This is a genomic window from Streptomyces sp. NPDC048484 (genome assembly GCF_040651415.1).
Classification (GTDB): domain Bacteria; phylum Actinomycetota; class Actinomycetes; order Streptomycetales; family Streptomycetaceae; genus Streptomyces.
Genome location: NZ_JBEZJY010000005.1, coordinates 200,959 through 214,696 on the forward strand (window position 1 = coordinate 200,959; position 13,738 = coordinate 214,696).

Genomic DNA, 13,738 nt, shown 5'->3' on the forward strand with positions numbered 1-13,738 from the left:
ATGAAGTCGGCCCGCCTCGTCTCGATCCTCCTGCTGCTCCAGACCCGGGGCCGGATGACCGCCGCCGCCCTCGCGGCGGAGCTGGAGGTCTCGGTGCGCACGGTCTACCGGGATGTCGAGGCGCTGAGCGCGGCCGGCATCCCGCTGTACGGCGACGCGGGGCATGCCGGCGGCTACCGGCTCCTCGACGGCTACCGCACCCGCTTGACCGGCCTCACCGCGGGCGAGGCCGAGGCCCTGTTCCTCGCGGGCGCGCCGGGTCCCGCCGCCGAACTGGGGCTCGGCCCCCTGCTGGCCGCCGCCCAGCTCAAGGTGCGCGCGGCCCTGCCGCGGGAGCTGCGCGAGCACGCCGACCGCATCAGCGGCCGCTTCCACCTGGACGCGCCCGGCTGGTATGCGGACGCCGACAGCGGGGCCGCCCCCTGCCTCCCCGCCGTCGCCGACGCGGTCTGGAACAGGCGGGTCCTGCACGTCCTGTACCGCCGCTGGCGCGAGCCGACCGACGTGCGGCGCCGCCTCGAACCGTACGGACTGGTCCTGAAGGCGGGCCGCTGGTACGTCGTCGCGGGCCCGGGACCGCGTACGTTCCGTGTCGACCAGATCCTGGAACTGGTTACTTCGGACGAGGAGTTCAGCCGCCCGGAGGACTTCGACCTCGCCGCGTACTGGACCGCGTACCAGCGGGACTTCCACGACCGGCTCCACCGGGGCGAGGCGGTGGTCCGGCTCGCCCCGGGAGTCCGTCTCACCGGCCCGGCGGGCGAGGTCGTACGGGCCGACGGCCGTACGGACGAGGACGGTTGGACCCTGGCCGCCGTCCCCATCGAGTCCGTCGAGCACGCCCACGCCGAGTTCCTGCGCCTGGGTACGGACGTCGAGGTGCTGGAACCGGCCGAACTGCGCGAACGCATCGCGACGACGGTCGCCGCACTCGCGCGTACCTACATGTGACGAGGGCGCCGCACTCGGGCGCGCCCGCACGTTGCGACGGTCGCCGTACTCGCGAGCCTCCGCACGTAACAGCGGTCGCCGCACTCACGCACGCCCACACGTAGAGAGCGCTTACCGAAACGCGGCAACTCCCGTGCCTCCAGTGGCAACTGAGGTAGCAGAACCCGTCTGCCCCTCCCAGGGAGGTACCCCACCGTGCAGCACCCGCATCGCAGACGCAGCAGGACCCGTCTCCTCCTCTCCACGGTGCTCGCCGGCACCCTCGCCGCCGCCGGTCTCACCACGTTCACCGCGGCGCCGGCACAGGCCGCGACCGCGCGCCAGGCCGAGAAGCTCGACCGGGGTGTCGTCAGCGTCCACACCGACGCGGGCAACCTGGTCAGCTGGCGCTGGCTCGGCACCGACCCGGGCGACGTGTCGTTCAACGTCTACCGGGCGGGTACGAAGGTCAACTCGACCCCGGTCACCGGCTCCACGAACTACTTCCACTCCGGTGGGCCCGCCCAGGCCGACTACACGGTCCGCGCGGTTGTGGGCGGCGTCGAGCAGAGCGACTCCGTGCACGCGATCCAGTTCCGCACCGGATACAAGGACGTGCCCATCAGCCCGCCCGCCGGTGGCACGACCCCCGACGGGGTCGCGTACACCTACGAGGCCAACGACGCCTCGGTCGGTGATCTCGACGGCGACGGCGCGCTCGACTTCGTCCTGAAGTGGCAGCCCACCAACGCCAAGGACAACTCCCAGTCCGGCTACACCGGCAACACGATCATCGACGGCGTCAAGCTCGACGGCACCCGTCTGTGGCGCGTCGACCTCGGCCGGAACATCCGCTCGGGCGCGCACTACACACAGTTCCAGGTGTACGACTACGACGGCGACGGCAAGGCAGAGGTGGCGGCCAAGACCGCCGACGCCACGGTCGACGGAACGGGCGCGGTCATCGGCAGTTCCTCCGCCGACCACCGCAACTCCAGCGGTTACGTCCTATCCGGGCCCGAGTACCTGACCATGTTCAACGGTCAGACGGGCAAGGCGATGGGGACGGTGGACTATGTCCCGGCGCGCGGCACGGTCTCGTCATGGGGCGACTCGTACGGCAACCGCGTGGACCGGTTCCTCGCGGGCACGGCCTACCTCGACGGCGCCCGCCCTTCGCTCATCATGGCGCGCGGCTACTACACGCGCTCGGTGATCGCCGCCTGGGACTGGCGGAACGGGGCGTTCACCCGGCGCTGGACTTTCGACTCCAGCTCGTCGACCAACACCGGCAAGGGCTTCGACGGCCAGGGCTCGCACAGCCTGTCCGTCGGTGACGTCGACAACGACGGCAAGGACGAGATCGTCTACGGGGCGATGGCCGTCGACGACAACGGCAACGGCCTGTGGACCACGAAGACCGGGCACGGCGACGCCCAGCACCTCGGCGACCTCGACCCGGGAACCTCGGGCCTTGAGTACTTCAAGGTCTCCGAATCCACCTCCCAGCCGGCCGAGTTGTACATCAACCCCGGCAGCGGAGCGGTCCGCTGGCAGCTCGCCGGCTGCTGCGACAACGGCAGGGGAGTGGCCGGGGACATCTACGCGGGCAACGACGGCGCGGAGGTGTGGTCCGCCTCCGACACCGCCATCCGTGACGAGGCGGGCGCCACGAAGGGCCGTGAACCGTCCTCCGTCAACTTCCTGTCCTGGTGGGACGGGGACACCACACGCGAACTCCTCGACGGCACCCACATCGACAAGTACGGCACGTCGTCCGACACTCGCCAGCTGACGGGATCCTCGGTCCACTCCAACAACGGGACCAAGGCGACCCCGGCCCTCTCTGGCGACCTCTTCGGCGACTGGCGCGAGGAGGTCGTCTGGGCGACCAGCGACAACACGGCGCTGCGCATCTACTCCACCCCGACCGAGACCACCACGAAGATCACGACCCTGCTCCACGACACGATGTACCGCACGGGCATCGCCTGGCAGAACACGGCGTACAACCAGCCCCCGCACCCCAGCTTCTACATAGGCAACGGCATGCGGACGGCACCGAGGCCGACGATCTACACCCCGTGACCCGCTGACCAGCAAGAGTGTCTCTTGCTGGTCCATGAAGCGGCGGCCGGTCGCGCACTGCTGACGGCCGCCGCTTTCAAGAACACGCTTCCTGGGGAACGTCTGGGGAGACCCAATTCAAGAGCCATCCCCAGGAGCCTCATTGACCTCATCAGGCCCCTCGGGTCGGCTCAGTGATCATGCGCTCTTCCTGCTTCAGCAGCCCCTGACGACGAGCTTGGCTCTGGACTGGGGCCATGTGGTGTGCAGGTAGTAGTCCTCGGCGGCACGCCAACGTTTGATCCACTCCTCGGGATTCTCGCCCCGTCCTCGCACCCGTTGCAGGCAGACGCCTCGAGGGGTGTCGACGTAAGCGGTGAAGTGGTAGTAGTGGGCCAGCTCCGGGCGGATGGAGTAGACGCCTTCGACGATTACCACGGTTCCAGAGGCGATCTCGTGCCGGGCTCCGAGTTGTCCGGTGGTCCAGTCGTAGATCTGGTAGCGGGCGGCCTGGCCGTCCCGCAGCGGGATCAGTACCTGGTCCCGGAGGCGTTCCCAGTCGAAGTAGCGGTGGTAGCCCTGTTCCGCGTCGAGTTGCTCTCGCTCGCGGTCGGGCATGGGACGGTAGAAGTCGTCGACGTGGACGATGACGGCACCGTCGAGGTGTCCGGCCACCGCGGCAGCCAATGTCGTCTTGCCTGATCCTCCAGTGCCGTCGATGGCGACGATCCTGGTGGTGGCCCCCTGGGTCTGGGCCAGCTGCAGGAGGCCGTCGGCAACGTCCTTCGCCTGCTCCACCACGTCCACGAGTTGCTGATGCGCCGACAGCTCGGTGGTCCGCGCGGCGCTCGACAGCACAATCCCCTTCGCTTGCCCGAGGTCCCCAGGGCCGGCTGCCAGCAGTTCCCGGGTGACGACGATCGAGTCAAGGACCCCGGCCCCGAGGTCCCGCAGCAGCCGCTGGACATGCTCCATGCCCTCGTCTTGGTCCAGCAACGGCTCACACTGCTCGACCAGGTAGGCAAGTCGCGCGGCATGCTCTGGAGAAAGGCCCCGGATGTTTTCGAACATGGGAACTCCTCGTGGGCGGCGTGCAGGGCGGGGACAAACTACTTTCTGCGCGGCCCAGGAGGCCACTTGTTTCCTGGCCGCCTGAGATGGGCCGGTTACGGACCGTGAGTCAGCTGCACGATCCGATCGAGGTACTGCGGGCGGTGGGAGGGTGGGCAGCCATGGGTGGAGTCAATCTCTACACGGAAACCAAGAAGTCATCTCAATTGGCTGCTCTGGTCACCGGTGTAAGTGGTCCAAACCTCCTTCGGGCACTGGGTAGGAATGCTCTGCGGGTAGGAGGCGTCGTGCTGCGGTCAGGTCTCCGTCCCGTACGTGGCCGTGAATCGTGTGCGCAAGTGTGGTGATGTCGGTGATGGAGACCGTCCACTCGTCCGCGTAGCGGTGGGCGGCTTCTCCTGTGAGACCGAGCTGCAGCGAGCGGTGAGGAAGCGGTTGCAGGTGCAGGTCACGTTCCGGGTCCCACTGGACCCGAGTTGGAGACTGCTTCAACTGGCGTTTCCAGGTTGCACGGTCAAGATGCAGGCCGTGCTCATAGTGGGACAGGCAGGCATGTCCCAGTGCCCATTCGAAGCCTTCACGGGTGATCTCGATGGCGAGGAGGGTTTCCTGGCCGTCCTTGGAGCCCCATCGCAGCGGTACATCATCCAGAGGAAGGAGGGCTTGATCCACGTCAAGCCGTGTTCGCAGACTTCTGAGTCTGCAGCGGCACCATGGGTCGTGTCAGTTGCGCTGTTTGGATACTCCGGTTCGTTGCTGTCGACTTGAGTGGTGCTTCTGGAAGTCGCACCGCAGTCATGGCGCCCGGGATGCGCCCCTGGCTCTCCCGTTCCCGGCTACTGCGGGCCTATCCTCCCAGGAGGCTGTGGTAACGGTGCTCGGCTGCGCGAAGGGGGAACCGTGCTGACCGAGATCATGGTGGCGGCCATCGGTGCCGTAGGTGCTCTGGCAGTGGCGTTCTTGGCACGCCCAGGGCCGCGCCGAGAACGCAGGGAACGCAGTGTGCCACTGTTAGCGCTTAGCGAATACTGCGGTCACATCAGGGGAGTTGCAGAGGCCGCAGTGGCCGATTGTGAACGAACAATCGACTTGTTGGGCGGGCGAAAAAAGCGACGCCCGGTTAGCTGGTCGGCACACGAGACGTACGATGCATTCATCGAGAAGACTTCCTTGGAAATGGGTAGTCAGCAGGACTTCGCTGGTCAGCTTCCCTCCTATACCTCCATGGTCGACGAATTCGCCGCACGACTCAGGGTCTTGTGCGAGGCCCTGGACAAGCTAACCAAGACGCCCACACCGGGACAGATACGTTTCAGGGCCCAGGCACTTAGGCAGCTGAAAAACCGTGAGTTCGTAGAGCTCGATGACCAGTTGCCGAAGCTGGACGAGCAGTTCGCCGCTTTGCAGACAGTTTGGCTCGACAGGGTGAGGCCTCTCGTGTCGACTGGCGCTCCGCGCTACTTCTCGAGACGATCTAGCCGCCTGTACAGCCGATTCGTAGCGATGGGCAAGAATGCGGAGTTCGTGCATCCGCGCGTACCACGGATTCCTGACTCCGGCTCTTCCCACGCGGCATCCTTGGACCCTCCGGGCGCAAACCCTCCAGCGTGCAACCACTGCATATGGCAGTGTCCCCACGCTCCGGGAGTCAATGCAGTGGCCGCGACGACAGCGGCACCACTAGATGATGCAGACCCGGACACGTCGTCCAGTCCGCGAACAAACCAGCAGCTACATGATGACCTCGACAACACAACAGGTGTAGCAGGCCTGCCGACGCTGGGGCAGTGAGTGCGGTTTGATGATCCATGTCATCCGGTCCCGCTGCCAGGCCGCCGGGAAGTGACCGCCCCGGGCCGCGGGAAGGCCGATCTCCGGCCCGTACGCCTGGTAGACGGTGACCGTGGAAGCGGTGTAGAGGGCGCGGATCTGGTGCTGGGGTTCTGCCACAGTGACCAGCGTGAGGGCACCGTTCGATGCGCGCCATCGAATTAGCGGCACACACGGCTGTCGAGCCTGCGGTAGCAGGTGAGGGTACAGGCGATGCTGGTGAAGGCCAGGAAGTGGTCCCCTTTGCGTTCGTAGCGTCGGTGTAGGCGGCGGCATCCGGCGAGCCAGGCTTTGCGCTGGGCGGCCAGGACGCCGGGGTGGCGGGCGTTGGCGTTGCGCCGGCGCAGGCAGGCATGCAGTTCGCGAGTCTGCACGGTGGTGTGGTTCGGACGGTGGGAGTTGGCAAGGGTGAACTGCCGCAGTGGCCCGAAGTGGGCCTCGATCGGGTTGGCCCAGGAGGCGTTGGTAGGGGTGAAGCACAGCTCCACCTTGTTCTTCTTCGCCCAGGCGCGGATCTTGGTGCCCTTGTGTGCGGAGAGGTTGTCCAGGATCACGTAGATGGGGGCGCCGTCCGGGCGGGCGGCCCGGATCGACTTCAGGGCAGCCACCGAGAAGTCGTAAGCGTGGTACGCGAATTGGTCGCCCTCGCGATAGGCGGCATCGGGTCGGCGATCAGGCTGGTGGCACCGTGCGCGATCTCCCTCGGACAGTCGGTTGCCGAGGGTGCCCAAGGTACTCGAACGGGTGTCCGCTGCCCGGTGCGGTAGGTGGCAACGCCGAGACGTTCCCGGCGTGATGTCGGCCCGGATCTCACCGATGAATTCCACAACACGCCGGAACGACGGTTCGGCTCAGTGCGCGAGTGCACGGTTCGGCATCACCGTGCGCACAACCGGTCCAACGCCGACTGGCTTTCGTCGTCCGCGGCGCGGTAGATCACCAACAGCTGGTCCGGATCTTGAAGTGGTGTGAGTGTTTCGAAATTCACTGCGATCACACCGACGTCGGGATGACGCATGACCTTGTGCCCGCGACCGTTGACTTTGACGTCCCGCTCGCCCCACCATCGCGCGAACTGCTCGTCACCGGTGATGAACTCGGCGATGAGGTCGCCCAACGCCCGATCCTCCGGATGCGCGGCCCACGCGGTGCGCAGGTGGGCGATCCCCTCCCGCACGACGTGTTCGCGGTCGACATAGAAATCGCTCATCTTCGAATACATCAGGCACAGCCGCATCACATTGCGCTGCGACGGCGGCAGGGTGTCGAAATCCAGCAGCAGTCTCGCTATTTCGCTGTTCCAGGCCAGGATGTCGTAGCGGTGGTTCATCAGCATGGCCGGCAGCGGCGACAGGTCGGCGACCAACTGGGCGAGCGGCGGCGCCGCAGTGGTGGCGGGCTCGTCGGCGTTGTGGGGGCGCTGCCGGGCCAGGTCGAAGAGGTAGGCGCGTTCGTCGGGGGCCAGGCGCAGCGCCCGGGCCAGCGACTCCGCCACCTTCGCCGAGGGCCGCAGCCCCCGGGCCTGCTCCAGCCGCACGATGTAGTCGATGCTGACCCCGGCCAGCTCGGCGACCTCCTCGCGGCGCAGTCCCGGGGTCCGCCGGGACTGCCCACGCGACGGCAGCCCGACATCGTGCGGGTCCAGGCGTTCGCGCCGGGTCCGCAGGAACGCGGCCAGCTCCTGTGTCGTGTCCACTGTCGTGTCCACGCTGCGGATCATCATGCCCGGTCCAACAGCCAGGTCGCGACTTGTGTTCCCAGGAGCTTCTCTGCCTCACCCCCGGCCCGCGGCTCCCTTCGGCACCGAAGTGGGCCGGGTCACCGAGCAGGACCGGTCGCCGAGCTTGAAGGCCGCCGGTTCGGTGTTCGTGCCCGACCAACGGGCCGTGAAGCCGAAGGTCACGGACGAGCCGGCCGCCACGTTGGCGTTCCAGTTCACGTTCTTCGCCGTGACCGCCGCGCCGGACTGCGTGTGCTCGGTGTTCCACGCCTGGGTGACGCTCTGCCCGTCGGTGAAGGACCAGCCGAGTGACCAGCCGGTCCAGGCGGCCGAGCCGGTGTTGGCGAGCTGGACGTCCGCCTGGAACCCGCCCGACCACTGGTTCGTGATCTTGTACGTGACCGCGCAGGCGCCGGTCGGCGTCGGATCCGTACCCCCGCCGCCGTCCCCGCCGCCGCCCGCGTCGGACGAGTCGCCGTAGACGACACCGCGCCCGTTCGTCGACACGTACACGCGCCCATAGACGCGTGGATCGCCGGTGATGGCGGCGCCGGTCCAGCCCCACTGGTGTGCGTCGTCGTTGATGCGCGTCCAGGTCGCGCCCTTGTCCGTGGAGCGGAAGATGCCGCGTACGCCGCCGATCCTGGCGCTCGTGTAGAGCGTCTGGTACGACGCGCCGGCCGCCGCCTTGCCGAAGCCGATCGTGTCCGCCTGCTCGACCCCCGCCAGCTTGGTGAAGGTCGCGCCGGAGTCGGTGGAGTGCCACAGCCCGTACGCGCCGTCGCTCGCGCCGCCCGCCAGCCAGACGTCACCCTTCGTACCGGGCAGCGCCTTGAACCGTACGCTGTCGCCGCTCGGCAGCCCGGTCGCGGACGAGGCGGTGAAGGTCGCTCCGCCGTCCGAACTGGCGTAGAACCTGCCGGACTTGAAGCCGTAGAAGGTCTTGGGGTCGACCCGGTCCGACTCCACGGTCGCGCCGGCCGGGATGCCGCTCGACGCCGACCATGACGTGCCGAACCCGGTCGCGTAGTGCACGCCCGCACCCTCAGGGCTCCACACGAACCGGCTCCCGTCCGAGGCCGAGGCGACCGTGCCGCCGCCGCTCACCCCCGAGGGGTCGGTGCCCGCGAACCAGTTGGCGCCGTTGTCCGTCGAGAACGCCACATGTGGACCCGAGTCGAGGTTGCCGGCCCGCACCACTGTCCCCGGGGCGGACTCCGCGAAGTCGAGGCTCGTCGTGCTGGTGAAGTTGGGCGAGGTGAACATCATCGACGGGACCTTGGTGAGGTCCGTGTGCCGGAAGCCGCCGATGTCGCCCAGGGCGCTGAGGAGTTGGGCGCCGCCGGACGGGGGAGCGGCCAGGTCGTTGACCGCCGTCTCCTCCAGGCCCTGCACCATCGGTTTGATGGTGAACTGGCCGCCGCTGTCCCACTGGCCCAGGTTTTCGGTGCCGTAGACCGTCGCGCCCGTCCCGTACATCATGCGGGCCGAGTTGAACGGGTCGATCTCCAACGCCTCGGTCATCCAGCCGAGTTTGGGCGTCTGCTCGGGCGGCGACGGATTGGCGCCCCAGGTCAGCCAGGGCGAGGACGACACGTCCATGGTGTAGCGGTTCGAACGGTTCGGGTACGACGTGTAGTCCCAGGCCTTCGTCCAGGTGCCGCCGCTGTCCGTGGAGCGGAAGATCTGGGTGTCCGGCCACCAGGAGCTGTACGCCGTCGCCATCACCGTGCCCGGCTTCTGCCGGTCGACCGTCAGCCCGCTGAAGCCGTAGTAGGTGTCGGCCTCCGCGACCGGGCTGACGTCCGTCCAGGTGCCGGTCGCCGTCGCGTACCGCCACAGCCGGCCCTTGCCGCCGTCGTACGGCCCGCCCTTGTCGCTGTACGCGAGGTAGAGGTAGCCGTTCGCCGCGTCCAGTACGCCCTTGTGGGCCAGGTACCCGGTGGGCTGCCCGCCGAGACGGGACCAGGTCGCGCCCGCGTCGGTCGAGCGGTAGACGGCGTTGTCCTTGTCGGCGACCCCGACATAGATGGTCCTGGTGGCGTCGGTGCCCGTAGCCGTCGACTCGTCGAAGGTGACCCAGGCGATGCCCTGGTTGTCGGAGGCGTACCCGCTGGTGTCGGTCGCGTCCTGCACGTAGTTGCCGACATTCGGGAAGTTCGTCACCTGTGACCAGGACGCGCCGGAGTCCGTGGACCGCCACAGACCCTTGCCGCTCGGCGCGCCCAGATACAGCACACTGTTCTTGTGGGGGTCGACCGCGAGCCGCTCGCCCATGCCGCGCCCGGGCATGTTGCCGCCCAGCTTGAACGGCAGGTCGGCCTTCTGCCAGGTCGCACCCCGGTCGGCGGACCTGAGAACGGCCCCGTTGCCGGGGTCCCAGCTGTTCGTGTACGTGCCGACGGCGGCGTACACCTTGCCGGGCGCCACGGAGTCGGAGGCGAGGCTCACGACCCCGGTGTGCCCCCAGCGGTCCCAGCCGACCGAGTCGAGCAACGGGGTCCAGCTCTTCGACGCCTCCTGCCAGCGGTAGGCGCCGCCGATGTCGGTCCGGGCGTACGCGAGGTTCTTCTCGGACCGGTTGAAGACGATGCCGGGAACGAAGCCGCCCCCGTCGATGCGGGTGTTCTTCCAGGTGTACGTGTCGGCGGCGACGGCCGCCGCCGGGGCCGCCTTCTCGACGACCTGCGCGGCGAGTGCGGGAGGCGTACCGGCCAGCAGCCCGGCGGCGAGCCCGAGCACGGCGGTGAGGACGGGGGTTCTTCGCACGGTGACCCTCTCCTTGCGTGGGGGGACGAAGACGCGAAAGTCATGTGGACCGGACGGCCCCCAGTGAGGTGGGGGCCGTCCGGCCCGGTGTACGCGAAGCACGGGGCTATTCGAGTAGCTCCGCGTACGAGCCCATGGCGAGGGCGATGTCCGCCTGGGCCCAGAACCGGTGATACGTGAAGGAGGGCGCGGCCCCGCCCGCCAGATACGCCTCGATCTTCGACCAGGCAGGATCGTCCTCGTAGAAGGAGCGGATCGAGTCGAACGTCGACGACGAGTTGACGGCGTCACCGTTCGGCATCGTGCCGGTCCAGCCGCTCGGGACGTACACGCTGTCGTCGAAGCGGCTGTAGTCGGTGCGGGTCTCCGGGACCGCGACGCCCAGGGCGTCCTGGTTGTTCGCCCACATGCCGTCAAGGAGCGCCTTCGCCGTGGTCTTCGCCTCGGTGTCACCGGACCGGTCGGCGTAGTACGTCAGGGTCTTGGCGTACGCGGCCGCCACTCCGACGTCGTTCGTGTAGTCGGCGACGGTGACGTGAAGTCCCGTGTTCGCGCCGGGGGTTGTCGCGTTCCACGTGTCGGGCTTGCCCGACCACTGGAGGGTGCTCGGGATACGGAAGGAGCCGTCCGGGTTGACCGTGGTGTTGGACAGCGCCCAGTCGACCCACTTGTCGAGGACGAGTTTGGCCTCCGCGTCACCCGTCTGCTGGTAGTACTCGGCGACCCGCTCCATCGACCACGCCTGGAAGCCGAACCACTGGTTGGACGGCGGGTCGTGGTAGACGGGCTTCTCGTCGTAGTACATGCCGTAGAAGGTCGGCGTCCCGGAGGGAGGCGTCGCGTAGCGGCCCTGCCAGCTGTTGGTCGCACCGCCCGCGATGGCGCCCTCGCTGGACTGCAGCCAGCGGTAGAACTCCAGCTGCCGGTCCAGGGACTTGCCCCAGTCCGCCTGACCCGTCGCCGACTTGGGCTTCAGATCGGCGTACGAGCTGAGCGCGTAGGCGGCCAGGGGGTTCTGGTAGCCGCCGTGGGTGTGGCTGGAACCGATGCGCCAGGCCCAGCCGGCCGAGGTGTCGGTGGCGCCGCCCCACGCGTAGTACCAGTTCAGCAGGTAGTGCGAGGCGTCCTTGCCGGTGCCGGCGGGGCAGGTCGACGGCCCCACACAGTTGCCGATCTTCTTGAAGTACTTGTCGTACATCGAGTAGCGGAGATAGTCGCCCATCTTCGCCGCCTTGCCGATGGTCGCCGACACCTCGGAGCCCTTGCCCTGGGCCTCGGCCCAGACGTCCGCCCAGTACGCGGCCTGTACGGCCCGCGCGTCGGCGTCGGGGGCGTTGGTGAACTTCCACTGCTTGGCGTAGGACGCGTCCTTCGTGAACAGGTCCAGGTAGCCGTTCCTGCCGCCGTACTTGAAGGCGTCACAGGTCGGCTGCGGCACCGTCTCCCACACCGACTCCTGCGCGCCGCGCTGGAAGGTGTTGATGTAGGACGGTCCGGTGTCGGTCGGGCCCGCCTCGCACTTGCCCGGCGAGTTGCCGTACCCGTAGACGTTGTCCACGTCCTGCAGCCAGTGCATGCCGTACACGTCGTCCGTGCCGTACGCGCTCTTCAGCTCGGCGGCGATCGGGTCGGGGCCGACGGAGACACCCGAGTCGAGCTGCGCCGGATACTCGTTCGGGGTGTCCAGCTCGGGTGCGTACGTCGCCGGCTTAGAGGCGTTGTAGAACGAGTTGGTCGGCTGGTCGGCGTGCGTGGGGATCATGAACTTCTCCATGATGTCCCAGGCGCCGTTGAACTTCGTCCAGTCGCCCGTCACCTTGCCGTACATGGCTTGGAGCCACAGCAGATAGCTGTACGCCTCCGAGGTCGTCTCATGGCCGTGGTCGGGCGCCTCGACGATCAGTGTCTCCACCGAGTGGTACGGGATGCCCTCCGGCGAGAAGTAGCCGTTCGCCGGGTTGGTGATCTTCCCGTACATGTCCAGGAAGCGGGCGTCGTACTCCTTCGACGCGGCGAGCTGGGTGACGGTGACCGAGGCCTTCGCATGGCCCGCGGCCGTCGAGTCGAAGACGGCCGAACCGGTACCCGTGGCATTGGCCGTGACGGTCACCTTCTGCGCTGTGGCCCAGTTCGACGGCGTGAAGGTGAGTGACGTCCCGCCGGTGACGGACAGCCCCGTGTTGCCGCTCGCGCGAGCGGTCGCCACGGTCACGTTCGCCGACGGCTGGGTCGAGAGCTTCACGTCGTACGTGCCCGTCCTGCCCTGCTGGACGCCGAGTTGGGTCGGCGAGACCACCACGGCGGGACCCGAGGCGATCGTGATGCCGACCGGTGTGGACTCCGCCGACGCGCCCAGGCTGTCGTACGCCTTCGCGAGCAGAGAATGGCTGCCCACGGTCAATCCGGTGGCCGAGAGTGTGTAGGGCGAGCTGGTGTCGGTGCCCAGCAGCGTCGTGTCGTCGTAGAACTCGACCTTGCTGACCGTCGCGTTGTCGGCGGCCGCGGCGGTCGCGGCGAGCGGGACCGCGGCGCCCTGGGAGTAGACGGCACCCGCCGCGGGGCTGGTCAGTACGGTGATCGGCGGCTGGTGGGCGCCGGCGCAGGCCGTGCCGTTGATCGCGAAGGAGGTGGGTGCGGTGTTGGCGCCGCTGTACGTGAACTGGGCGCCGGTCGTGACGGCGGCCCCGACCGCGATCGTCCCGTTCCAGGACGCGTTCTTCGCGGTGACCGTCTTCCCCGACTGCGACCAGGTACCGCTCCAGCCGTTGCTGAGCTGCTGGTTGCCCGCGTAGCCGTACGTCAGGGCCCAGCCGCTGATCGCCTCGGTGCCGCGGTTGGTGAGCGTGAGCTCGGCGGTGAAACCGGAGCCCCAGTCGTTCGTCTTGTAGTCCACGCTGCACTGAACCGCCGCCGCCCGTGCGGGAGTTGCACCGGCAGTGAGCGTGGCCAACGGGAGGGCGAGGGCCGCCACCACGGCGGTCCACATCCGCCGCGCACGGCGGTTGCGTCTGGGTGCCATGTTCTGGTTCCTCTCCTTGTGGCTCGGAGATGGGGGGAGGAGCAACAAGCCTTGAACCAGTGGGAGCGCTCCCATACTGGGGAGAGGGGTGCAAGGGGTCAAGGTGCTTGAAGAGTCGAAATGATTCGATAGATCAAGAGTGCGACTCCTCTGTTGCTTACCAACACTTGGCGCTACCTTCGTCCGCACCAGTGGGAGCGGTTCCATCAGTCGACGCGTCCGGAGCGGCGCGACCGAACTGCAAGGAGTCGCTCATGGGACACCCCCGCGTTCACCTTTTCGCGTTCACTCTTCCAGCGGTCGGCGCCACCGCACTCCTGTATCGCCATCGG

7 protein-coding genes and 3 pseudogenes are annotated in these 13,738 nt (G+C 67.9%); 2 read left to right on the forward strand and 8 right to left on the reverse strand.

Annotated features, from left to right (window positions below; all coding sequences use genetic code 11):
* Both AB0D14_RS07160 and AB0D14_RS07165 read left to right on the forward strand, forming a co-directional pair.
* Positions 1-951 carry a WYL domain-containing protein gene (locus AB0D14_RS07160; RefSeq protein WP_362775672.1) on the forward strand — a complete coding sequence of 317 codons (951 nt, stop codon included), beginning with the start codon at positions 1-3 and terminating at the stop codon, positions 949-951.
* A 195-nt stretch (positions 952-1,146) separates the two neighbouring features.
* Positions 1,147-3,018: a rhamnogalacturonan lyase gene (locus tag AB0D14_RS07165; RefSeq protein WP_362775674.1), complete on the forward strand. Its 1,872-nt coding sequence runs from the start codon at positions 1,147-1,149 to the stop codon at positions 3,016-3,018.
* Positions 3,019-3,213: 195 nt separating this feature from the next.
* Here AB0D14_RS07165 and AB0D14_RS07170 read toward each other — a convergent pair whose 3' ends face one another.
* From AB0D14_RS07170 to AB0D14_RS07205, 8 genes and pseudogenes are all read right to left on the reverse strand, one after another.
* Positions 3,214-4,068 carry a hypothetical protein gene (locus AB0D14_RS07170; RefSeq protein WP_362775676.1) on the reverse strand — a complete coding sequence of 285 codons (855 nt, stop codon included), beginning with the start codon at positions 4,066-4,068 and terminating at the stop codon, positions 3,214-3,216.
* A gap of 219 nt (positions 4,069-4,287) precedes the next feature.
* Positions 4,288-4,745 (reverse strand): annotated as a pseudogene (locus AB0D14_RS07175) (DUF4291 domain-containing protein); the annotation flags it as partial.
* A gap of 1,054 nt (positions 4,746-5,799) precedes the next feature.
* On the reverse strand, positions 5,800-6,018 hold the full coding sequence (locus tag AB0D14_RS07180) for a DUF4291 family protein (protein ID WP_362775677.1): 219 nt from the start codon (positions 6,016-6,018) through the stop codon (positions 5,800-5,802).
* Positions 6,019-6,059: 41 nt separating this feature from the next.
* Positions 6,060-6,188 (reverse strand): annotated as a pseudogene (locus AB0D14_RS07185) (IS5/IS1182 family transposase); the annotation flags it as partial.
* Positions 6,189-6,509 (reverse strand): annotated as a pseudogene (locus tag AB0D14_RS07190) (transposase); the annotation flags it as partial.
* A 266-nt stretch (positions 6,510-6,775) separates the two neighbouring features.
* The gene (locus AB0D14_RS07195; protein WP_362775679.1) at positions 6,776-7,606 is read right to left on the reverse strand and encodes a helix-turn-helix transcriptional regulator; all 831 of its coding nucleotides are present in this window, start codon (positions 7,604-7,606) and stop codon (positions 6,776-6,778) included.
* Between the two features lie 66 nt (positions 7,607-7,672).
* The gene (locus tag AB0D14_RS07200; RefSeq protein WP_362775681.1) at positions 7,673-10,387 is read right to left on the reverse strand and encodes a cellulose binding domain-containing protein; all 2,715 of its coding nucleotides are present in this window, start codon (positions 10,385-10,387) and stop codon (positions 7,673-7,675) included.
* A 106-nt stretch (positions 10,388-10,493) separates the two neighbouring features.
* Positions 10,494-13,406 carry a glycoside hydrolase family 48 protein gene (locus tag AB0D14_RS07205; protein ID WP_362775683.1) on the reverse strand — a complete coding sequence of 971 codons (2,913 nt, stop codon included), beginning with the start codon at positions 13,404-13,406 and terminating at the stop codon, positions 10,494-10,496.
* Positions 13,407-13,738 lie beyond the last annotated feature (332 nt).

Excerpts from the sequence above, each read along its gene's own strand:
- AB0D14_RS07160 (WP_362775672.1), top strand. The coding sequence starts at position 1 with ATGAAGTCGGCCCGCCTCGTCTCGATCCTCCTGCTGCTCCAGACCCGG.
- AB0D14_RS07170 (WP_362775676.1), bottom strand. The coding sequence starts at position 4,068 with ATGTTCGAAAACATCCGGGGCCTTTCTCCAGAGCATGCCGCGCGACTT.
- AB0D14_RS07205 (WP_362775683.1), bottom strand. The coding sequence starts at position 13,406 with ATGGCACCCAGACGCAACCGCCGTGCGCGGCGGATGTGGACCGCCGTG.